Source organism: Streptococcus sp. HMSC062B01, assembly GCF_001811085.1.
Classification (GTDB): domain Bacteria; phylum Bacillota; class Bacilli; order Lactobacillales; family Streptococcaceae; genus Streptococcus; species Streptococcus gordonii.
In genome coordinates, this window is the sequence record NZ_KZ672774.1 from 15,856 (window position 1) to 37,806 (window position 21,951).

Consider the following 21,951-nt stretch of genomic DNA (forward strand, 5'->3'; position numbering starts at 1 on the left):
ATTGTTTTTATTTCGCGCTTTCTTTAATTAAAGTTTTAACCAGCCCCCTGATTAATTATCACAAAATAAAAACAATAATTTCTTTCATCTTTTGTATTTTCTTTGTTCACCTTTAAATATTTTTTCTGATTAATAGCTATTGTTCTGAAGATATTATCAATCAGAGAATCTTAACAGTACGTCTATTACTAAATACTTTTGGAAATTTTCTTCAAATCGAGTATAATCATCCGAGAAATAATCGATCTACAATTTATTTTCATAGAGTTTTTTCACTCATAAGCTATCCCTCTAATGGCATAAAGTTTCCAACGACAATCCCCACAATTCGCGGATCTTCATCGTAAGAAAGAAAAATATTTCTATACTTTGGATTGATAGATACTAACCTTAAACCGTGTTCTTCACGATAAACTCGTTTAATGTAGGTCTGACTATTACAGACCACAGCATAAACTGCTCCATCGTAATCAAAACCTGTCTCACGAATGAGGGCAACAGAGCCATTTTGATATTTAGGCTCCATTGAATCTCCAGATACCCATGAAGCAAAATCATGAGCTAGTTCTTCATCAAAATAAACAGTATCATAGTCCTGATTGTTATAAACCGATGAACCGATACCGGCAGACATTTTTTCGTAAACATGGTATTCGTATAGTTTTTCTGATATTGAAATAACATTCTTACATTGTTCTTTTTGAACTAGGTTTCTAACATAACTAAGTGCTTGATCCTTGCCTTCATCTGATAAAGTATTATATAGTCGGACGATTTCGACCTCTGTAAAATAACCTTTTGGAACATTTAGAATCTGCTCTAGTTGTTTAACTTTTTCTCTAGATGGTTTTTTTACTCCACGTTCCCATGCGGAATAGGCTTGATAACTAATATCTAACTGATCCGCAATATCCTTTTGAGTCAATTTCAGCTCTTTTCTACGAGTCTTTAGTTTTTCTAGTTGATACATCGTTTTCCTCACATTAATAGTAATTTTAATTCCGCTTTTTGTTTTGCCTCTTTCTCCGTTAGCTTATTCTTATCCCAAACATAAGCTATAGATTTTCCTTTGTTATAAATGAGCCATACTTTTAGATTATCATAACAATCCTTTATTGTTTTCCAATTATCTTGATTTAAAAGTTCAGGATACTCCTGACTAGTAACATAGCCTCTTTTACTTACAGACTGCACTATCTTCTTCATTAAAGAAGTCTGATAGTTGTTAAACTCCTTTATAATTTGTTCTTTAATACTGTGAAACAAAAGGTGGATCAAGGAATTCCTCCCCTCAATATAAGCCTCAATAGCATGCTTAATAGTACTTTCTTTGCCAGGATAATATTCTCTAAGAAGATCCAAAAGACGAAAAAATAATGCCTGTTTTGAAACACCAAGTTTATTCTGAAGATGTTGAAAAGTCTCATAATTATAGTAGATTTTTGAAAGAAGTACAATATCAGGCATTAAAATCATAGCTGAAAAGATGTTTGCCTCTCGCTCTAATATATTTTCTTGAGCATCTACAGATTCTGTAAAATAGGAACCTTCATGTTTCAAAATAAAGTGTCCTAATTCATGGCATAAAGTAAAATTCTGCTTTACTTTAGGATTGTCACGCTCATAAGAAAAACTCGTTCCAATATCATCAATTACTGTTAAACCTTCAATTTTATGATTTGAAAAGTGATGAGGAAATACTTTAATATTATTTTCTTGAACACAAAACTGAAAATAATACTCATAATAATAGTTCAGTAAAGAAATCTCTTTATCCTTCATAAACTGATATAACGCTTGTTTTGTTACACTACTTACTCTTGAATACAATTCATCCAACGAACGGTACCTCCTTTAAGTATGAATAGTCAAACTAAACCATTTTGGTTGAGTTTATTATATAAAAAAAGTAGATGATTGTCTACTTTAAAAACCATGTCGGTAATCCAATTTATATCCTTCTTGGTAGTTCGGAATAAAAACAAAGAACATTTCATTCGATTCGTTTTTATTTTTATCTAATATAACACATCTTAATTTATTCCCTACTGGAACTCGATCTTTTCGAGAGCAAAAAACAGCTTCGACTTCAAAATAAAGAAATTGCTCCTCTTTCAAATCGTCAATGTATTTAATTACTTCATCTTCAAAAAATTTTTGTCCACAATCTGTGACAGAATGAACATTAGCTCTCTCTGTTTGCGCATAGATATTATTCATATTTGAAGTGTCGACAAACTTACCGTTGATCCCTATTTTTTGCAAAATACTTTTACTTAATAAGTGTCCATAATGAATCCAAGCAAACTCACCTTGAGATCTCTTTCTTAAATTTTTTGATGGTAAATCTTTGTGAGTATTACAGCGAATATAATGTTCCGGGGTTGGTAACGCACAATCTTGCGAAACTAGAATCCCCCACTTGATTGTCCTTTTTATGTCATTTTTCTTCTCTTTACTTATACTAGATTGTCCTATTGAAGAATAAATTGTAGTGTTTTCTTCGCTTTTTATAGCGGAAGAAGATATTGTGTTAATATCTGTTATTGGAATTAGGGTATCTAATTCATCATAATAAAGATTAAAGTAACATCCTTCCTCTTTAAACTCATTTGAAGATACACCTAGAAGTGCATTAAACCTTATATTAGTGTATTTATAAACTCTATTACCAGTGATTCCGAGTTTTTTAAATATCATTGATTTTTCCATTAAAATTTTGCTTTCTATAACAAATCCAAAATAATTTTGTTAAGTTAATTATATAAAAAAGTGGACAAATGTCCACTCAATTTTTTTACTTAAAACAAAAATTTATGTCTATGCTATTTATTATTTTTCCGTCCATTGACTAACAATCCAACGGCCATTACTCCTATCCCCAACGCTCCCTGACCAATTATTTTTCTCTTATCTTTATAATTTCTTTCATGCTCACCACATAACAACGCTTTAGACTCATGAACTTCCTTCTTGCATTTAGGGACAATACAGATTTTTTCCTTCTTATTTGTCATCTTATTTTTCCTCTATTAGTAAATTTTCTGTACTATTAATCAGCTCATCTACTTTATCAACAATTCCTTGGGTCAATTGATTAAAATTATTACTATCACCCTTTGAAAAATTATCAATTTTCCATGCTAAACTTTTCCCGTCATATTTCGTATCCAATAAAGTTTGTTCCATAAATCCTTGATAATTACTTAATACTGCCATCACCGCTTCTTGTTCTTCTAACATCGTATAAGCAATGACATTCAATTGTACCGAAGACGATAAATAACTAATGGATTGATGAAGTAGATTACCAATCCTATCTGCATCTTTTGGTTTAAGCTTAGATTTTGTAAAATCAGTACTGTCAGTAAAAATTGATAACATCAATTTTGAAATCGTACTATTATTTTCTTTTATTGCTGAAAGTAATAAATCTCTTTTTATTTGCTCATTTTTTGTTGCTAAAGCCTCGAGAATTAATTGTCTCGAACTAAAAAATCCAGAGAATCTATCATTATATTGACCTTGTTCAACTCTGATCACTAGTTCATTTAATGATTCAATTTGTTCAGATATAGAAGCTAACTGGCTTTGAATTGCTGAAAGCTCTGGGAGATTGCCAAGATCTTGAACAACTCTTTTATCTAAAGTTACACTACTTTTGATTTTTCCAGTTTCAGTATCTTTTAATACTGCATAGGTTTCACCCGTCTTTTTTCGTATACCATAACTCCATTCTCCTGTTTTTATTTTTTCTTTTGCTTCTTTAGATAGTTTTGCAACATATTCCACATCATCATTCTTTTCAAGAAGTTTTTTTAATAATTTAGTTTCAGGAATATGAGCAAATAGATTATTTCTTATTTTATCAGTAATGATTAAAGAGGCCTCTTTTTGCAATGGAACTAATGAGTATGAATGAAAATTATAATTATATAGTTCCTTTTTCCTAACATCAATTTCAAAATCTCCTATTTCAGGTATTTGTATTTCAAAATTTTCCATGATTTAAACTCACTTTTTAAACTTTATAATCAATATGCATGATAATAACTAATGATTTATATAATTGAATAATGTTTATTTTCGCTATCTCTCACTACAAAAGTGTAGAATCTATTTTCGATTTGTTTTTTTACTATTTTATATTCAGGCTTAATAGAGGGGTCTAACTCAAATTGAATTAAATGAATATTTCCTGCTAAAATTACAACAGGCTTTAATTGAAATTCATCTTTTAAAAAAGTATGACAATCTATGAAAATATCATCTCTTTTAACAATTCTACTGAAACCAAATTCAGTAATAGCTATTGGTGCATCTCCTACGTTTTTTATTGTAATAATAAGATCAATTTTCCCATCCTTATGATATGTCCGATGCTTATGTAAGGATAATTCGGCCTTCTTTTTTCTACTAGCTAAATGTAAACTGACCAAAACTGCTGAAAGAGTACCTATCGCATTTAGCGCATTCCAAAATGAATCCCAATTATTACTACACATTTTTTCTCTGAATCCTCTATTCTCAATTGCTTATATATCTATATAAAATTATTTGTCTATTTCTCACTCAATCATATTATAAGTTTGTCTAACCTTAGTTTATTTATATTAACTATGTTTTATTTTCCTTATTATCTTTACAAAATAGTTTTTTTCGTTCTTCCATAAATTCAATCAATTCTTTTTTGAAGATTTCTTTTTCTTCCTCAGTTAGACCTTTTGAATTCATACGAAATAGAAGTTCTACATTATCTAATTCGTCTTCTTTTACACCTTCATCTGAAGTTCCAACTAAATAATCAATTGATACATTTAAAACTTTCGATATTTTGACTAGATTTTCTTGGGTTGGTTTTTTAATTCCACGTTCCCATGAAGCATAAGCTGGTTGCGAAATTCCTAACTTGTTAGCAACATCTACCTGGGTTAAATGTGCTTGTTTTCTTAGATTCTTTAAACGTTCCGAAAAATCCATCATGTTCCTCTTAAAAATTTTTAAAGATTTTTTCCAAAAAGCTCTTGACAAATATAACCTATAGTTATATAATCTAAATATAGCTGGTAGTTATACTATTGTTGAAAATAATAATGCCTAACATTCAGCATCATGAACTTTGAAAATTAAATAAAAAGTGCGTCTGACAACCAGAGGACTGATTATCAAATCACACAATTAACTTAGCAACTTTATTGTAATATATTTGATAGGTAAAGTCAAGTCCGTTTGTGGTTGAAGTTGGGATGTAAAACAAACGTTATTACTTTGTGGGCCTACACGCATTTCGGACTTTCGCACTTTTCCGAATAGTAAAGTGAACTGGCTTCGCCAAAGGGCGTAAGAGAATCTTAAGGGTATGATGATGACTCCCCAATGAGATTGGCTGGGAAAGCGATGGTAATTGATGCAAAGCACCTTGCTAAACGTTGCCACCGTGAAGGAGGGATCCTTCAACCAAATAACTTTTCTTTACTGCTGTCTATCTAGATAGATAGGCCTACTCTCAAGCTACTAAGTTCTTTCCTTTTTTCACTTAGTAGCTTTTTTCTTATTACAATAAAGGAGAACTCTATGACAAACTTTTTTCGCACTACAATGTAAACGACTCTATGAAAATTATCTCTTTACCTATGGGATGTTTGATAGTTCAGAAAGTCTACTAGCTAAACTATATAGCCAAGCCCTGGTAGATATCGATCATTTGGTCTCTAAGGCAAAAGAAACAGGATTTGCTTATGGAGATATCGATCTTTATAGTCGTATGTATAAACGCAAAATTTTTAATCACTATTACTCAAGAGTTAAGAAACTAGCTTAACTCTTTTTCTTTTACTCAAAATTTGAAAGGAGAATCCTATGATTCCAGAAACACTAAAAATGAAACCAGAATTTATTGGTCAAGCTTATTATGAAAAATTGGGGAAAGCTCCTCAGTCTGTATTTGGTAAAAAAGGAAAATACCAACGTCACATTCTAAACAGTGCAGAGCACGGCGCCTTTCATGTCATTACACCAGCCTCTACAACGGTCTTTCCAGAAGATGCTCTAGTAGAAGCGGTTAACCCAATCTTTTTCTCAGACACTATTTTAAATGGTAAGAATGTTGCACCTTACCGCAATGTTTTTGCGGAAAAATTGGTACTTAAAAAATAAGAAATAAAAGGAGAAAATCACATGGCTAAAATTGGATTAAACTACGGAGAAAAACTACAAATTGCGGATAAAACCTATCGTGTCATTACAGATGGACTAGATGTCCCGGCAATCCTTGGAAAACTGACTTTCCGAGGCATTGAAGGTCCTGAAGTCATCTTTGAAGTAGATCAATCGCAACGAAATCCTGACGGATCATTTGTCCAAGTCAATACAGGCGAGATCCGTGGAATCGTTGTAGGGATTCACTCTTCTGTCCAGCACGAAACCCTCTTTTTCACTATCGCAGACATGTCAGAGTCTGAAATTGAAGACCTGGGAATTAAATACCGTGAAGAAGTAGAATTAGAAGATATTGTTGTCGCCCATATTCACGTGAATAATCGGGATATCTTTAAACTCTTCGCCTCAAGAATCAAAAAGAAAGGGGGAGCTACTCCAGCCAAGGAAACTAAGGAAGTGAAACAAACAGGAAATAAGAAAGATAATTAGGAGGTGATTACTCATGAAACTCTTTACCTACCGAGGAAAAAGAGTTCAAATCTTTCATCGAAACATTAAGGGAATCACATGGTTTATCTGGTGGTTTCCTTTTTTATTGGTTTTCGCTTATTATATCTATCTTCATTTTGAACAACTAAAGGTACACCCTTTGCCTCAGAGTTATTTCATTGGAGCGGGGATTTTATTGTCTGCGTTACTTTCTTTGGGGGTCAATTATCTCTGTTACGAGAAGATCCTTTTCTTTCAAAAGCTCAACAGTCTGCGCATCCTCTCCCGTTTCTTATTAGAGAACAACTTATATCTGGTCAAGAAAGTCAAACGAGAGAAAGGCATGGTTGAAAAGATTACACTTCCAAAAGTCTACCTTAAACAAAGTCGCTATGAGCTTCAAGTCAGTTTTATCTTGGAAGGAAACAAATTTCAAGATCGATTTTTAAATCTTGGCTCTACTCTTGAAGTCATGTTTAATGGGGACTTTCGTGACAAGAGTTTTGACAATCGGTTTATCAAATATAAAATCGCCATCAATCGGATTGAGAGTCGCATTTCAATTGATCAAGTTGAAGTGAGAGGCTCAAAGATCCGTCTTATGAAAGACGTCTACTGGGATTATGTCAAAGACTCCCATCTACTTGTTGGCGGAGGTACTGGTGGAGGAAAAACTGTCACTCTCATGTCCATTATCTATGCCTTATTAAAAGTCGGCTATATAGATATTTGCGATCCTAAAAACTCAGACCTAGCTTCTTTAAAAAAACTACCTGTCTTTCACGGTCGAGTCTATTCTAGTAAAGAGGATATCATTAATTGCTTTAGAGAGAATGTCGAGTTTATGAAGAAGCGCTATGAAGTATTAACGTCTTTTCCAGACTATAGACCAGGTACCTATTACACCCATTACAACTTAAAACCTAAATTTCTTCTAGTAGATGAATGGGCTGCTCTCATGGCTAAGATTGACCGTGACTATAGCCAACAGTCGGAACTCATGGAATATCTAACTCAAATCGTTCTAGAGGGTCGTCAAGCTGGAGTCTACGTGATCTTTGCCATGCAACGGCCTGATGGAGAATATATCAAAACTTCTCTTCGGGACAACTTTATGATGCGTCTTTCTGTCGGTCATTTAGAATCAACAGGATATGACATGATGTTTGGAGATGCTAATAAAACCAAAGAATTTAAAAAGCTAGACGAGATTAACGGAGTGAAAGTGGTCGGTCGTGGTTATATTGCTTCAAGTGGAAAACTAGCTGGTGAGTTTTATTCACCTTATATTCCACTTGACCAGGGCTTTTCCTTCTATGATGAATACGCTAAAATCCCGATTATGGAATTTGAAGGAGAAGAGTTCTCAGTATTTGAAGAATATAAACCACCGGTTAAAACAATGGAAACAATAGAGGAAGAGAAGGTTTTGGGAAACGAACCAGATCGGCGAACACTAAAGGAATTTGCGGATGAGTATGATTTAAAGATGCAAACTCTTCGAAAAATCATTCCTTATATGGAGGAGCACGGGATCTCATTTGAACGTACTGATTCCGCTATTCTCATTGAACCTTTCCAAGAAAAGTTACTTCTTGAAACAATTGCTCAATTTGAGGAAGATGGACGCAAGTCTTATCCAAAAGCTATTGAAGCGATTGTCAGTCATCATGGGCTAGGACAAGGGCAAGGGCAAGCCTGACCGCAGGTCAGGCGAAGACCGAAGCCCGCCGTTCCTGGCTCATGATGACAAGTAACCCCCGACTCTAATAGGGGGGTTACAATTGGCAAAAACGCCATACCAACCCCTCCTCATTCCTTATGGGAGTTGGGTTTTCAAATTTCAAAAAGTGTGTCACTTTCGTCAAAAAAGTGTGTCACTTAGTTAGAAAGAGGTGGTCAAATGAATGGACAAAATTAGTCCTTTTCATATCAAGAAATTCCGAAAACAGACTGGACTTAGCCAAAAAGATTTTGCACAAGCTGTGGATCTTCCAACTAGAACCTATCGCTCTTATGAAACTGGCGAGAGAGGACTAACGATTGAAAAGTTTAGAGAACTAAAAGAAAAACTGGGTTACCACAAAGACTGTGAACGAGATAGCCTTCGAGCTCAGATTGACTACCTCCGCTTGTCTTTCCCAAGACTAAAAGATTTAGATGACTTTTGTGTGAATTTCCTTCACTGCCCCTTGAGTGAGTTTACCGAACAAGAAACACGTCTCATGAACTATACACATCTCTGGCAAAGAGGAAACATCTGGATCTTTGATTTCTTTGATAAGGCGATTACGAATGACTACCAAGTCTGCCTTCAACTATCCGGCCAAGGATGCCGTGAGATGGAAGTTATCTTAGAACACAAGGGAATCACATGGCAAATCTTTCTCCAACATATCCTCTACTCCTATCAGGATGTACGGGTTAAACGCCTGGATATCGCTCTTGATGAACTCTATAAGGGTTATGGACACGAAGACCAACAAATTCTAATACCTGACTTGATAAAGAAACTCCATTCTAAAGAGATTGTCCTTGATACTCTTAAAAAGTGGAATATCACGGGAGGTGGATCTTTTACCGATAACGAAGATATAGAAGCTAATCACGGCTTGTCCATTTACTTTGGGAGCCGTCAAAGTCAGCTCTACTTCAACTTTTATGAAAAGCGCTATGAAATAGCACGAATGGAAAACATCTCCTTGGACGAATCCTTGGAGATTTTTGGTATCTGGAATCGCTACGAACTACGCTTTTCAGACCAGAAGGCTCAAGGAGTTGTAGAAGAATATATCGCTGGTGTCGATCTTGGCGAAATTGCTAGAGGCATCATAAATAAAGAAATCCAAGTCTATGATGGCATCAATCAGTTTGGGGCCTACAAACCCGATGAAAAATGGCAACGACTCTTTGGGGGAGTCGAACCCTTAAAACTCTCAACCAACCCTCAACCTTATAGTATTGAGCGAACCATTCGCTGGCTAACTTACCAAGTCGCAAACTCCCTAGCCCTCGTTTCTGAAGCAGATAAGATTCTACAGACGGAATACATGAAGATGATCAAAAATAGCGGAGAAATTACCGATCGTGGGAAAGCCATGTTACGGCTCCTCAAAGCTAGTAAACACTATGAACATTAGAAAGGAAAACAAGCTATGGAATACAAAGTAGAAATCAATTCATTAGAAAATTTTAAAGCCTGGTCAGGTGGATTAGAAACTCTAAACACTGTCCGTGAACGTGGTGGAGTTGATACTTTAACGGTTATCTGTGAAGATATCTTCTCTGGTGATATACCTACAGAAACTACGATTAATGACTGGCTCTGGTTTGATTCTGATTTTATCTACCAAGCTCTGGGCTATGATGATCTTCTAGAGGCTTCTTAAAATGCTTAAGAAGATCTATCAGACGGACTTCTTCCTTTTGCCCGAACAAGAATTCTGGCATATGTACATTCTCTTACGAAAAGGCAAGGACTTCTACTATGAATGTGCTGGAAGATCTACCGAGAAGCTACCGGATGCGAAAGGTTTTTATGACTATGAACATGCCTGTTTTACGCTAAACGGGGAAATCCTTAGTCTAAACAAAAGAATGCGTCCCTCACTCATCGCTTTTATCCAACAAACCATTAAAAGCAATCAAGAAACATTTAGAAAGGAAATTGAAATGGCAACGAAAACAACATTTGAAAAGAAAGTCTCTCAAATCACCAATGAACTGGGAGAGCTACTCAAGAAGAAAGACCACAGAGAAGCTTGGACCAAGGCTGGCGAATTAAATAGCTTACTCAAAAAGGAAGAAGTTAAAGATCTTCGTCCGGAACTAGTTGAGCAGCTCCAAACTGAGTTACGTGGCTATTATTACATTAACGGAGAAATCGAAAAAGCTAATAAGCGTCTCTATGCCAAGGGGTCTAAACTCATTGAACTGGCTGGACTCTAAAAGGAGGTCTTATGGATAAAGCTAAACACTACTTACTAAAAGCGAGAGACTACCTCTCAAATTTTAAAAAGATGGAAAAGAAAGGAGGTCCACCTAAACTGAAAATCACCAACAAGAAAACAATCAATCTGGCTGTTATTGGAGGAATTTCTTTCCTCCTTTTTGTTGGTCTATCGGGGGCTGTTCGTGCTATCACACTCTCGAATCAAGTCTCTAAATTAGAAAAGAATGTGGAGGTACTCCATGCCAAAAAAGCTCAGGCACCTGTAGAAGAAAAACAGTACGACTATAAGCTCCAGTACTATCTCAATGATTTTGTCTATGCCTACTTCACTCTCCCTCAAGAAGTTGAAAAGCAAGAAGGACAGATCGACTATCTCAATAGCTTTTATAACTTTATACCGGATGTGAAATCTCAAGGCCAAGTCAGAAATCCAAGTGAGTTACTATCCGCTCAACTAATCACTGTAGAAAACAATGTGGCAACCTACCGGATCAAGTACAAGGAATGGATACGCCATGACAAGGAAACACAAGAAACAGAAATTGTGACAGGTTTCAATATCCCTTATGCTCAAAAAGGAAATAGCTACTATATCTCAGGCCTTCCTTGGTTCACTACCCTAGAAAGCTCACAAGCTGGATCCTTCAAGGAAGAAGACAAACTCACTCTTACTACTACAGATCGTCTTTCTGATTCAGTACACAAGAAAGTAGATAAGTTTCTGACTGTCTTTTTCACCAACTACACCACCAATCAAGATAATCTCAACTTGATTTCAAAAGATGTAGATGTTGTCGCAAACACCACCTTTAAAAGTATCGACTACACCTATCTCAAAAAGAATAAAAAGGGGCTAATAGCCTATGTTCAAGCAACCTTTGAAGTGGGAGGAACCACTCACTCTGAAAACTTTACCTTTACCCTTATCGAAAAAGAAAAAACCTACTATGTCTCTAAACTAGAGCACACAATCCCCTTAAACTACGCAAATAATCAAGAATAGGAGAATTTATATGAACACAGACAACTTACGAAGTTTCCTTCAAGGAGACGGAATTTGGATCCTAACAGCTATTGCCGTGCTCTTAGCGATTAAGGCTTGGCGTAACAGCTCCTGGCTCCAACTCTTTTCGGTCGTTGGCTTTTATGCCGTGATTGTCTCCATCGCAAAAGGACAGGATATCCTCAAAGCATTTGGATGGTTCCTGCGTCTCTTTGGAATTGAAACAGGACTTTAATCATGAAAGAAGAAAAACTCTATGATTACAGTAAGGGGCTAAATGCTCCTTATTGGATCCAAGAAATTAAGACAAAAAAGGGCACACGGATTTGGTACTTTGCGACACCGATGCAGTTGTCCTTTTTTATTGTCTTCATCCTCGTCTTTGTGGGGATGTTACTGTTTGGAGGAGTCCTTCTTGTTCCATTAGCTAAAATGACTCACTCCATTTCTCTCTTGCTCTATTGGTACCTTCCTTATAAGCTGGCCAAGTTCTACACTGAGTATGAACCTCATGGAAAGAAGATGCATCTCTTTCTATCTGACTACCTGATGTATCTGTGGGACTTCAAACTTAATCAAAAAGCTATCTACCAGGAGGACCGAATAGAACCAATTGATGAAATTGTCTTTGAAAAAACAAACCTATAGAAAAGGAGGTCCTATGAGTATTACCCTAACCTACCCGATTCGAGAAACACATGACAACCTAGCTCTGAAAAAGGATCATTCCGTTGTCGCTTTCTATCGAATCCCCAATACTCCCATCACCATTACGGATGATGAGAAAAAATGGAAACATAAAATTACTGTTGCGCAAATGATGAAAAAGCTCCAAAAGAATCAACACTTTGAAATTTCATTGATTCCAAAAGACTATCTCCTAGAAGAAAAAATGCGGGACTTTTCCGATGCTCTCGCAGATGACAGCCGTGAACTGGGAGAAGACTTGCTTCTTTACAGCGTTGAGCGTCTGACAGACGAGATGGAAATCCCTTATCAGTTTGACTGGGTGATTGGAGTCACCCTTCGAAAACAGAATCACGGGGCAACCATTAAAGACTTGGCCTATGAAAGCTTTACAGACTTTTCAGAAAAAATCGCAAAAGGGCTTGGCTATGAGTTAGAACTGAGTCCAACTTGGTATCAAGAATATCAAAGTGATGAGCTTACTATCTTTCAAGCACTATCTGTTCTTCGAGCACAGCGCCTCACCAATGAAGAATTCTTTTACTACCAGCGGATGCAATACCTCCGCTATATCCCTCATTACAAGAAAGAAGTGATTGCCAATCGTGCGTCTTTCAATATTACAGATACCTTGATTAAGGTCCTTAAAGGAGGCTTTCTAAAACTAGAAAGCCCTTATGGATCCTCTTTTGTGACGATTCTTCCTGTTGGAAAGTTTCCCGTTCAATTCAATGGTTTTCACTTAGGAGAATTCATCCAGCGCTTGAATTTTCCAGTTGAGTTACGAATCAAATCTGAGTTCATTGATACCAATAAGATTAAAGGCAAGATGGGCCGTTCCAACACTCGTTATCGAAACATTATGGAAGAAGCTGAGAATACCGACACCGTCCAACAAGATGAGATCATTATGGGATCTATCTCTCTAAAAGATCTGATGCGTAAAGTCGGAAACAAAGAAGATATTATTGAATATGGAGCCTACTTGATTGTCTCAGCTTCAAGTGTTCACCAGCTCCGCCAAAGACGACAAGTGGTCCTTAACTATTTTGATGATATGGGAGTTGAGATTAGTGAAGCCTCACAAGACGGCCCCTATCTCTTTCAAGCTCTCCTATACGGAGAACCTCTTCAAAAGAAAACTCGTACCTGGACTCACATGGTAACACCTAGAGGCTTTGCGGAACTCATGCCCTTTACCAATACCACTTCTGGAAATAGAATTGGTTGGTATATCGGCCGGGTTGATAACTGGACGGGACGCTGGGAGTCCATCTCAAAAGCCATCGAATCATCAAAAAATATCGTCCTCTACAATGCGACAGTGGGAAACAAAGAAGATATCGCAGGAAAGATTACCAAGAACCCACATATCATTATCACTGGGGCAACAGGCCAAGGGAAATCCTTCCTCGCTCAGATTATCTTTTTAAGTGTCGCTTTACAGAATGTCAAAACTCTCTACATTGACCCGAAACGTGAACTTAGAAATCACTACCAAAAAGTAATTAACTCTCAGGAATTCGCTCGTCTTTATCCTGAACGCAAGAAACAGATTGAGAACTTTAATTTTGTGACGCTAGATAGCTCACTACCTTCAAACCACGGAGTCTTAGATCCTATTGTGGTTCTTGATAAGGAACAAGCTGTAGAGGTCGCAAAGAATATGCTCGAGTTTCTTCTTCAAGCTGTAGATGATGTATCGATGGACCAAAAGACAGCTATTACAGAAGCCATCAATACCATTGTCGAACGTCGAGTAGCTGGTGAGTTTGTCGGCTTTAAACATGTTCTAAAAGTTTTAAGAGAAGCTGCTTCATCAGATATAGCCTCAGTCGGACGTTACTTAACTTCCATTGTCAATAATTCAATTTTAGAGTTAGCTTTCTCAGACGGAACTACAAAAGGTCTCAATTATGAGTCTCGTGTGACTGTTTTAGAGGTCAATAATCTAAAACTTCCAAAGGATGATTCCACTAAGATTTCAGACCATGAACGAAACTCTATCGCCCTCATGTTTGCACTAGGAGCCTTTTGTACTCACTTTGGAGAACGCAATGAACATGAAGATACGATTGAGTTCTTTGACGAAGCCTGGATCCTTATGAAGTCTGCCGAAGGAAAAGCGGTTATCAAAAATATGCGCCGGATTGGACGCTCTAAAAATAATACGCTTGCCCTTATTACTCAGTCTGTGCATGATGCGGAAAATGATGATGATACAACAGGTTTTGGGACAATCTTTGCCTTTTATGAAAAGTCTGAACGAGAAGATATATTGAAACACGTCAATCTGGAAGTGACTGAAAACAACCTGGAATGGATTGATAATATGATCTCAGGTCAGTGCCTTTATTCTGATGTCTACGGCAATCTCAATATGATTTCTGTTCACAACATTTTTGAAGATATTGATATGCTTCTAAAACCAATGAAAGCTACAGTATCGTCAAGTCTTGAAAATAAATATGCTAGTTAAGGAGGTGAATCCATGCAAGAAGCTTTTGAGAAATTAAGAGGAGTCGATATCTTCTCTCTTAAGTCCTATATGGAGCCGACTAGCTTTGGGTCTTTCAATGGGGCTTGGGTCTTAATTAACGAACTCTTCGTCAACTTCTTCTTTTTCATTCTCAATGCGGTAGTTGGTTTCTTTTCGCTCTTAATTCGTGTATTAGAAAGTGTTGATTTATACTCCGCTTATAAGAACTACGTCTATAAGGGAGCTAGTAAAATCTGGAGTGGTTTCACTGGCTCTTCCCATGGAGGAGTCACAAGTGGTTCCTTGATTTCTATTTTGTTATTAGGACTGGCCTTTTATCTCTTCTACCAGTATTTCTTCTCAAAAGGAAGTTTCACAAGAACTATGATTCATGTCTGTATGGTGATACTTCTTGGCTTTAGTTACTTTGGGACCATTGCTGGAACATCTGGAGGCCTCTATTTACTTGATACCATCAACTCCGTTTCCAAAGATGTCTCTTCCAAGATTTCAAACATCGAGATTAACTATGGAAAAGAGAAATCCCTCAAAGTTGGGGAGACAATGGCAGATAACTATATCGCAGAAACATCTTATAAGGCCTATGTCTTTGTCAATACGGGTCAAGAAAATGGGAAATATAAGAATAGTCAAAACGGAAAAGAGGAGAATTTTGATGATAGTAAAGTTCTAGGAACAGGTGACAAGAATGGAAACTTTAAACCCGTGAAAGCCAAAACTCGGTCAGACTATCTCCAAGAAAAAGGTGATGGGGCTAATGAAGATTCAGAAGAAAACCGCTGGGTATCTGCCATGCCAGACTTTATCTTCATTCGTATGTTCTATGTCATCTTTAAAATCATAGAGGCCTTTGTCTTAGCCATTCCCGTTATCTTGATTCAGCTCTTAAATGTCTTAGCTCAACTCTTAGTTCTCATGATGATTCTGCTCTTTCCGATTGTCCTTCTTGTATCCTTCATTCCTCGAATGCAAGATTTGATTTTCGGAGTTTTAAAAGTCATGTTTGGAGGTCTAGCCTTTCCAGCCATTACAAGTCTTTTAACTCTTCTCATCTTTTATATAGAAAAGCTCTTAGAAAATTTAGTTACCAGTGGCTTTGATAAAGTTTTAAAAACTCTGCCTTCTCTTATCCTATTCGGACTGGTCTTTAAACTTTTAGTATCCGTTGTTTCAAAAGGTACGATTTATATTCTCATGTGGAAGTACAAAGCAGAATTGATACAATTCATTTTAGGATCCAAAGCCCGCATGATGGCAAGTGATCTTGGGAATCGAATGGAGCACGGAATGACTCGAACAAAAGAGATTGCCTCTCAAGTTCCAACTCGTAGTCTTTCAAGCGCTCAACACTTAGGAAATTTCGCCTTAGCTGGAGCAGGGATTGGAGCAGGAATGGTCATGCATTCTAAAGATCACTTCCAACAAGTCGGCTCTTTCTTTACTCAGAGAGACACGATGCCAGAAGATGAATTCGAGCCAGATATTCCGACTGAAACACCTCTTAAACAAGAGGGCACAATAGATCCTAAAATTAAAACAGAGAATACGAGTGAGAGCACGCCTACTTCAAAAAAATCAAATCTACAAGAAAGACAACCAGAACAGCCTAGCGGAAAAGTGGAAATACCTATTCAAGCTGATCGACCTTCTACTACAGAAGATGAATTCCATACACTAAAAGAAGAATGGATTTCCCCATTTAAACAACACCGAATCAATTCACTGGAACGTGAACTAGATAAATACAAAGATCCGAAAGCAATGTATAAAGCTCAAGGATCCAATGCCTTTACTCGTGCCTATCGAAAGACTATGACTCGAGATGAGAAATTACGGACAAATATTGAACGAAGAAACAAACTAACAGAACGACTCAATCAATTGAGAGGAGAATACAATGAATATTAGAATTCACTCAAGAACATCTTTTTCAAGGATTCTTGAAGAGACTCTTTTTCAAGCTTATCAAGAAGGGAAACGCTCAGTCGATTTCCTTCTTTTGTTTCCTGTTAAGGAAAGTGAGAAAGACTCTATACTGGATCAAGTCAAAGCTCATTCTGTCGTACTAGATGCCAAGTGGCGCTTTGGGACAGTGCTATTCACAGCTTATATCAAATACTAACTAGAAAGGAGGTCCTATGAAGAAATTAAAATGGTTTTTACTGGTTGGACTAATCCCCATAATTCTCCCCTTTCTTCTCATTATCATTCTTGCGGTTGCCACAGCAGGAAGTCCGACTGGAGGATCTGGGGTAGATGGAGCCACCTATGCGGAACACTGGTCCTCTGGAGATCCATATACACACAATCTATTAGTTCATCGATATGGCATTACAGCAGCTCAACTAGACGGCTTTTTAGACACTTTAGGGATCTCCTATGATAAGAACCGGATTAACGGGAAAAAACTCCTAGAATGGGAGGCTAAATCCAATCTAGATGTCCGAGGTATCGTGGCAATTGCCTTAAATGAAAGCTCTCTCGGAACAGCTGGAGTCGCAAGAAACCCTGGTGCCAACATGTTTGGTTATGGAGCATTTGATTCAAATCCTGAGAATGCCAACAATTTCAATGATGAGGTTGCCGTAGTCGCATTAACTCAACAGACAATTATTGGAAATAAGAATGAAACCTTCAAAATTCAAGATGATAAGGCCCAAAAATATGCGAACGGTTCTTTGAATCAGACCGTCGATGGAGGTGTCTATTTTACAGATATTACAGGCTCTGGCAAGCGTCGAGCTGAAACGATGAAAAAGCTAGATCAGTATATCGATGAACATGGAGGAACACCAAAAGCTCCTGAACAAACTACAGGAAAAACTAGAGATGGTGGAGGAGTAACTTCAAATGATATACCGGTAGGATATAGTCTCACAAAAGCTATCGATACAAATGGATATATCACTAGCACCTATCCATGGGGAGAATGTACTTGGTATGTCTTTAACCGTGGAAAACAAGTCGGAGTTAACTTCGATCCATTCATGGGAAATGGTGGCCAATGGATGAATAAGCCAGGCTTTACTACAACCCATACACCAACTGAACACTCTGCTCTATCATTTAGTCCTGGACAAGCTGGAGCTAATCCAATATACGGACATATTGCCTTTGTGGAGCAAGTCAAATCAGATGGCTCAATTCTTGTCTCAGAATGTAATGTCAAAGGGCTTGGAGTGATTAGCTACCGTACATTTGACGCTCAGACAGCAAAACAATTTACCTATGTATTAGGACATTAGAAAGGAAAAAATATGTTAGTACAATTACCAGAAGAACAGACACAAGAAATTCAAAAAATGATTGCAACTCTTATCAAAGATGAGATTCATCATTTCAAAGAAGATATGGGATTAGATACTCCATTTCTGAACAAAAAACAAACGTGCCATTATCTTGGAGTTTCACATAATACCCTTGATATCTGGATTGCAATGGGATTACCCTATATTCGAATTGGAAAATCCATTCGTTTCAGCAAAGAAAGTATCAATCAGTGGATGACTCGACTAGAGATAAGCGCATAAGGAGGCAAAAATGGGCATTTCAAAAACAAAAAATGGATCTTATAGGCTAAGGGTGTACATACCCGATGACGTCCAAGGAAAGTTAGGAATTGGTAAACGATTTGAAAAAAGATTCAAAACTCGCAGAGAGGCAAAGGAAGCAGAAATTAAGTTAGCTGTTGACATTGAAAATGCACGTTTAGGAAGATTTTCTACTTTATCTCAAAGAAAAGGAGACATCCTATTTAAAGATTTTTACAAAGACATTTGGCTAGAACCCTATAAAGCAGGACAAGCTACTGCTACTATTAAACCACCTACAGCAGTAACTGTCTTTCAAACAGAAAATCTCTTTCGTTTGCAAATTCTTCCAGTCCTAGGTAATTATTCTATTGATCATCTCAATGAAAATAAACAACTAGTTTTGTCACTTCTTACTCCACTATCGAATTCTTATGCCAACTTTAAATCCATTAGAGGGTACGTCAATTCTGTCTTGGACCGGGCAGAAGAGCTTGAATATATTCAAGTCAATAAGGTAAAAAAGACAATCAGTAGAATTAAAGCTAATAAAAAATTAGCCCTCAAAGAAAGTAAAAAGTTTGAAGACCTAGCATTAAATGAGGAAGAACTTAAACAATGGCTACAAGCATTTGATGACGATCTAAAAAATGATCGAATGGAATTAAAAGATTATGCTTTGTTCTATACGACATTCTTTTTATCAGATAGAAAATCAGAAACCTACGCTCTCCAATGGAAACATATCAATTTTGAAAAAAATGAAATTCTCATTGAACAAGCATTAGACAAATTCGGAAATGTTAAATCAACTAAAGGAAATAAAAAAACTCTATTTAAAGCACCTAAAGAACTAATGAATATCCTGACCGATTGGAAAATAGAACAAAAAAAGCAACTAAAGCTGTTTGGAATCAGACAGAATGAAAAGCAATTCGTTTTCACATACAATAATAGAACAAACGGTATTAACGTTCCACTTCATATTGATTATCTTAATCATCGAATGAATTCTATTCGAAGAAGACATCCGGAACTTCCTCCAGCATCTCCTCACAAATTAAGACACACCGGAGCAACTCTGGCAAGACAGGCTGGAACATCATTAAATGCTATTTCAGAAGCACTTACTCATAGTGACATCCAAATAACGAAGACTTATGTCAATACTACTGAAACAGTAAATCAAACAGCAGGAGAAATAGCCTTTAGAAGTCTCAAAAAGTAATAGGGTGAACTTGGGGTGAATTTTGGGGTGAACTTTAGTTTTTTGAACAAAAAAAGACATCCAAGAAATAATTCTTGAATGTCTGTAAACGTTGATATAATCGTGTTGATTAACGTTTTGAGTGCAGTGGTTGCCATCCAATCAAACATCGCTTCGCTTGTTTTCTTGGGGCAACTGTGCATAGCATATCTCTATGCGACTAAAGTCGCTAGAGCTATCCTAATTGCGCACCGCCAGTTCTCATAGAAAAAAACACCTTGCAAGATGCAAAGTGTTTTCGTTTGTATTCTGCTGTCCAGCAACGAATTAACGTTTAGAGAACTGGCTAGCTTTACGAGCCTTTTTCAAGCCTGTTTTCTAGTATTTTTATATCTATTGGCAGATTATCCGACTTATCCCCATCAACATCTGACTCTAACTCAACCTCTGAAGAAATCCTAATATTGCGTACTTTGATATATTCGATATTATTGTTACCTACTAGATCCCCTTTTTAATAAATCTGGGATAGCCGATAATTTAGAAATGATGGATGAATCCTTTAAAATCAAGATATTTCCATATTCATCTGTATTTTCATCAAATAGTTTTTTGTCTGCATAGTAATTGGATAGAAGAACTAAGACCTGAGTAGCTTCACCTTCATAATTGCCATTTTTGCTTTCAAAAGGTAATAATTGCTTGTTCATAGCTTGGCGAATCAGTTGCACCAGCCAAATTAATTGTCTTGACCGACGAATAAAGCGACTTCTTTCAAGGATTCGACCATAAGGAAACAGTTGGCAGATTCTATAAAAGTGTCGATGTGATTCGGCACGCTCATCAGACTCGCTACACAGAGCTGGTACATAATATCTGCTATAATTTTCTGGAAGATTTGGTCAAGCGGTCTTTTAGCCGTGTGACAGGCATACAGGAAAAACACTATTTATTTACTTTTTGCACGGGAGGCTTTAAGATGTTGCTGGACGCCTTTCTTGATAATCACTCAGAGTCGCCAGAGTGTCTGGCCCGAGATATGGCAAGGATATACCGCTGCCTGCACCAGTCCTTCGACGCTGACAAATTGCGACATATCATGTAAATTGTCGCATAAAAGTAGTTTCAAAAAAAGAAAAATGTGTTATAATGTATGTGTAATTTTTAGAAAAGAGGTATTAACTATGGAAAACCTAGTAGTTTCAATCTTTAACACTGAAAGCGAAGCTTATCAGTCCTTTGCGGATTTGAAGGCTTTCCGCCAAACTCAGACGACCAAGGTTGCTCAAATCGCCTTGGTCAAAAATGAAAACGGTCATATCGTTGAAAAAGAACGCTATGACTTTGAAGATTCAACGACGGATGCAGCCCTAGAAGGTGGCTTGTTCGGTGCAGTTATCGGGCTTTTGGGTGGTCCTATCGGCGTCTTGTTTGGTTATGGTATGGGTAGCCTCTATGGTTTGGCTGCTGGTGATACCATTGATACGGCAGAAACTGGCCTGATTGACGTTGTTTCTCAGAAATTGACTAACGGTGAAACAGCCGTTGTTGCCTTGGTGCAAGAAAACAACGAAGCAGTCATCGATGCTTACTTCACCAAGTACGACACCCAAATCGTGCGTTGGGATGTAGCAACCGTCGTAGCCGAAATCGAAGCAGCTCTGCAAGTCCAAGAAGACCTCTACAACCAGGCACGTGCACAAATGAAGGCTGAACGTAAAGCCGAACGCAAGGCTAAACTTGAAGAATTCAAGGCAAATGTCAAAGCAAAATTTGACAAATTGAAAGCCTAACGTCTAAGCGTCTCATAAATTTAAATGTGACTGAGACGCCATTTAAAATTTATGTGCGTCGGATTCTCACAGTTAAATAATTGCGTTGACAAAGCCGTTACAGCCGTTCTTCCATTCTTTGAAAAGAATGTTTAATAGACAAGAAATCTGGACTAGTATTGGTCTGGATTTTTTTGTGAATATAGAGGTCATAGCTTTTTGACTATGCTTCGTTATAATTAGAAAAATTTTAAGTTTTATCAAGATGAAATCAGTCAGACGAAGACATCCCGAATTAGCACCAGCATCACCACACAAACTAAGACATACTGGTGCTACTCTTGCTAAACAAGCAGGTGTTTCTCTTGAAGCCTTCTCAGAAGCTCTTACTCATAGTGATAAAGAGATTACAAAAACTTACGTTAATATCAAAGATAAAGTCAATCAGACTGTAGGTGATATTGCTTTTCGTAGTTTAAAAAATTGATGGGGTGAATATGGGGTGAATTTTGGGGTGAACTTTGATTTTTTGAAACAAAAAAGACATCCAAGAAATAATTCTTGAATGTCTGTAAACGTTGATATAATCGTATTGATTAACGTTTTGAGAATTGTGATGCTTTACGAGCTTTCTTAAGACCTGGTTTCTTAC

Annotated in this window: 26 protein-coding genes and 3 pseudogenes; 18 read left to right on the top strand and 11 right to left on the bottom strand. The window is 36.9% G+C overall.

The genetic code is table 11. From position 1 onward, the window contains the following. Positions 1-35: 35 nt before the first annotated feature. The 8 genes and pseudogenes from HMPREF2780_RS11710 to HMPREF2780_RS02455 all read right to left on the bottom strand — a co-directional run bounded on the left by HMPREF2780_RS11710 (position 36) and on the right by HMPREF2780_RS02455 (position 4,980). A pseudogene (locus HMPREF2780_RS11710) lies at positions 36-246 on the bottom strand (DUF5960 family protein). Between the two features lie 37 nt (positions 247-283). Beyond that, a complete protein-coding gene (locus HMPREF2780_RS02425) occupies positions 284-970 on the bottom strand; it encodes a helix-turn-helix domain-containing protein (RefSeq protein WP_105026062.1) in 687 nt (228 codons plus the stop codon). An 8-nt stretch (positions 971-978) separates the two neighbouring features. Next, complete coding sequence (locus tag HMPREF2780_RS02430) at positions 979-1,839, bottom strand: ImmA/IrrE family metallo-endopeptidase (RefSeq protein WP_105026063.1); 861 nt, start codon at positions 1,837-1,839, stop codon at positions 979-981. A gap of 87 nt (positions 1,840-1,926) precedes the next feature. Beyond that, positions 1,927-2,712 carry a hypothetical protein gene (locus HMPREF2780_RS02435; protein ID WP_158672285.1) on the bottom strand — a complete coding sequence of 262 codons (786 nt, stop codon included), beginning with the start codon at positions 2,710-2,712 and terminating at the stop codon, positions 1,927-1,929. 113 nt (positions 2,713-2,825) lie between these two features. Next, on the bottom strand, positions 2,826-3,017 hold the full coding sequence (locus HMPREF2780_RS02440; protein WP_105026065.1) for a hypothetical protein: 192 nt from the start codon (positions 3,015-3,017) through the stop codon (positions 2,826-2,828). Between the two features lies 1 nt (position 3,018). Further along, positions 3,019-4,005, bottom strand: a complete 987-nt coding sequence (locus HMPREF2780_RS02445) for a hypothetical protein (protein WP_105026066.1) — start codon at positions 4,003-4,005, stop codon at positions 3,019-3,021. Between the two features lie 56 nt (positions 4,006-4,061). After that, positions 4,062-4,505 (bottom strand): hypothetical protein, encoded by a 444-nt coding sequence (locus HMPREF2780_RS02450; protein WP_105026067.1) that lies wholly within the window; start codon positions 4,503-4,505, stop codon positions 4,062-4,064. A 112-nt stretch (positions 4,506-4,617) separates the two neighbouring features. Continuing rightward, a complete protein-coding gene (locus HMPREF2780_RS02455; protein ID WP_105026068.1) occupies positions 4,618-4,980 on the bottom strand; it encodes a helix-turn-helix domain-containing protein in 363 nt (120 codons plus the stop codon). An 879-nt stretch (positions 4,981-5,859) separates the two neighbouring features. Between HMPREF2780_RS02455 and HMPREF2780_RS02465 the strand changes: the two genes are divergently transcribed. From HMPREF2780_RS02465 to HMPREF2780_RS02475, 3 genes are read left to right on the top strand one after another with little or no spacing between them, the layout of a single operon-like run. Then, on the top strand, positions 5,860-6,156 hold the full coding sequence (locus tag HMPREF2780_RS02465) for a hypothetical protein (protein WP_048789262.1): 297 nt from the start codon (positions 5,860-5,862) through the stop codon (positions 6,154-6,156). Positions 6,157-6,177: 21 nt separating this feature from the next. Then, complete coding sequence (locus HMPREF2780_RS02470; protein ID WP_105026069.1) at positions 6,178-6,648, top strand: conjugal transfer protein; 471 nt, start codon at positions 6,178-6,180, stop codon at positions 6,646-6,648. A 13-nt stretch (positions 6,649-6,661) separates the two neighbouring features. Further along, positions 6,662-8,350, top strand: coding sequence for an FtsK/SpoIIIE domain-containing protein (locus HMPREF2780_RS02475; protein WP_105026070.1), 1,689 nt, complete (start codon positions 6,662-6,664; stop codon positions 8,348-8,350). Here HMPREF2780_RS02475 and HMPREF2780_RS11840 read toward each other — a convergent pair. Beyond that, positions 8,317-8,448: a hypothetical protein gene (locus tag HMPREF2780_RS11840; protein ID WP_267894111.1), complete on the bottom strand. Its 132-nt coding sequence runs from the start codon at positions 8,446-8,448 to the stop codon at positions 8,317-8,319. The genes HMPREF2780_RS02475 and HMPREF2780_RS11840 overlap by 34 nt on opposite strands. Before the next feature lie 107 nt (positions 8,449-8,555). On the opposite strand from HMPREF2780_RS11840, the gene HMPREF2780_RS02480 reads away from it, so the two are divergent. The 12 genes from HMPREF2780_RS02480 to HMPREF2780_RS02535 are packed head-to-tail and all read left to right on the top strand — an operon-like array spanning position 8,556 to position 19,548. Next, the gene (locus HMPREF2780_RS02480; protein ID WP_105026071.1) at positions 8,556-9,788 is read left to right on the top strand and encodes a replication initiation factor domain-containing protein; all 1,233 of its coding nucleotides are present in this window, start codon (positions 8,556-8,558) and stop codon (positions 9,786-9,788) included. Positions 9,789-9,803: 15 nt separating this feature from the next. Beyond that, positions 9,804-10,037 carry a hypothetical protein gene (locus tag HMPREF2780_RS02485; protein ID WP_048789266.1) on the top strand — a complete coding sequence of 78 codons (234 nt, stop codon included), beginning with the start codon at positions 9,804-9,806 and terminating at the stop codon, positions 10,035-10,037. Position 10,038: 1 nt separating this feature from the next. Beyond that, a complete protein-coding gene (locus HMPREF2780_RS02490; RefSeq protein WP_105026072.1) occupies positions 10,039-10,596 on the top strand; it encodes a conjugal transfer protein in 558 nt (185 codons plus the stop codon). A gap of 11 nt (positions 10,597-10,607) precedes the next feature. After that, the gene (locus tag HMPREF2780_RS02495) at positions 10,608-11,603 is read left to right on the top strand and encodes a conjugal transfer protein (RefSeq protein ID WP_105026073.1); all 996 of its coding nucleotides are present in this window, start codon (positions 10,608-10,610) and stop codon (positions 11,601-11,603) included. Positions 11,604-11,613: 10 nt separating this feature from the next. Beyond that, positions 11,614-11,838 carry a TcpD family membrane protein gene (locus tag HMPREF2780_RS02500; protein ID WP_048789269.1) on the top strand — a complete coding sequence of 75 codons (225 nt, stop codon included), beginning with the start codon at positions 11,614-11,616 and terminating at the stop codon, positions 11,836-11,838. A 2-nt stretch (positions 11,839-11,840) separates the two neighbouring features. Further along, complete coding sequence (locus tag HMPREF2780_RS02505) at positions 11,841-12,251, top strand: conjugal transfer protein (RefSeq protein ID WP_061564372.1); 411 nt, start codon at positions 11,841-11,843, stop codon at positions 12,249-12,251. A 13-nt stretch (positions 12,252-12,264) separates the two neighbouring features. Beyond that, positions 12,265-14,769, top strand: coding sequence for an ATP-binding protein (locus HMPREF2780_RS02510; protein ID WP_105026083.1), 2,505 nt, complete (start codon positions 12,265-12,267; stop codon positions 14,767-14,769). 12 nt (positions 14,770-14,781) lie between these two features. Beyond that, positions 14,782-16,698: a conjugal transfer protein gene (locus HMPREF2780_RS02515; protein ID WP_105026074.1), complete on the top strand. Its 1,917-nt coding sequence runs from the start codon at positions 14,782-14,784 to the stop codon at positions 16,696-16,698. Then, a complete protein-coding gene (locus HMPREF2780_RS02520) occupies positions 16,688-16,912 on the top strand; it encodes a hypothetical protein (RefSeq protein WP_105026075.1) in 225 nt (74 codons plus the stop codon). The genes HMPREF2780_RS02515 and HMPREF2780_RS02520 overlap by 11 nt, the downstream gene beginning before the upstream one ends. A 16-nt stretch (positions 16,913-16,928) precedes the next feature. Next, positions 16,929-18,035 (top strand): CHAP domain-containing protein, encoded by a 1,107-nt coding sequence (locus HMPREF2780_RS02525; protein WP_105026076.1) that lies wholly within the window; start codon positions 16,929-16,931, stop codon positions 18,033-18,035. 12 nt (positions 18,036-18,047) lie between these two features. Beyond that, entirely contained in the window at positions 18,048-18,320 is a 273-nt protein-coding gene (locus HMPREF2780_RS02530) for a helix-turn-helix domain-containing protein (RefSeq protein WP_105026077.1), read from the top strand. 10 nt (positions 18,321-18,330) lie between these two features. Further along, positions 18,331-19,548 carry a tyrosine-type recombinase/integrase gene (locus tag HMPREF2780_RS02535; RefSeq protein ID WP_105026078.1) on the top strand — a complete coding sequence of 406 codons (1,218 nt, stop codon included), beginning with the start codon at positions 18,331-18,333 and terminating at the stop codon, positions 19,546-19,548. 331 nt (positions 19,549-19,879) lie between these two features. Here HMPREF2780_RS02535 and HMPREF2780_RS11715 read toward each other — a convergent pair. Together HMPREF2780_RS11715 and HMPREF2780_RS11620 are read right to left on the bottom strand one after the other, a co-directional pair. Continuing rightward, positions 19,880-20,213, bottom strand: a pseudogene (locus HMPREF2780_RS11715) (diacylglycerol/lipid kinase family protein); the annotation flags it as partial. A 3-nt stretch (positions 20,214-20,216) separates the two neighbouring features. After that, positions 20,217-20,360, bottom strand: a pseudogene (locus HMPREF2780_RS11620) (IS982 family transposase); the annotation flags it as partial. On the opposite strand from HMPREF2780_RS11620, the gene HMPREF2780_RS11625 reads away from it, so the two are divergent. The 3 genes from HMPREF2780_RS11625 to HMPREF2780_RS02555 all read left to right on the top strand — a co-directional run bounded on the left by HMPREF2780_RS11625 (position 20,354) and on the right by HMPREF2780_RS02555 (position 21,786). Beyond that, positions 20,354-20,632 carry a hypothetical protein gene (locus HMPREF2780_RS11625; protein WP_199774040.1) on the top strand — a complete coding sequence of 93 codons (279 nt, stop codon included), beginning with the start codon at positions 20,354-20,356 and terminating at the stop codon, positions 20,630-20,632. The pseudogene HMPREF2780_RS11620 and the gene HMPREF2780_RS11625 sit on opposite strands and share 7 nt — an antisense overlap. 79 nt (positions 20,633-20,711) lie before the next feature. Next, entirely contained in the window at positions 20,712-21,320 is a 609-nt protein-coding gene (locus tag HMPREF2780_RS02550; RefSeq protein ID WP_105026084.1) for a DUF1269 domain-containing protein, read from the top strand. Between the two features lie 244 nt (positions 21,321-21,564). After that, the gene (locus tag HMPREF2780_RS02555; RefSeq protein WP_002893762.1) at positions 21,565-21,786 is read left to right on the top strand and encodes a tyrosine-type recombinase/integrase; all 222 of its coding nucleotides are present in this window, start codon (positions 21,565-21,567) and stop codon (positions 21,784-21,786) included. Positions 21,787-21,951: the final 165 nt, after the last annotated feature.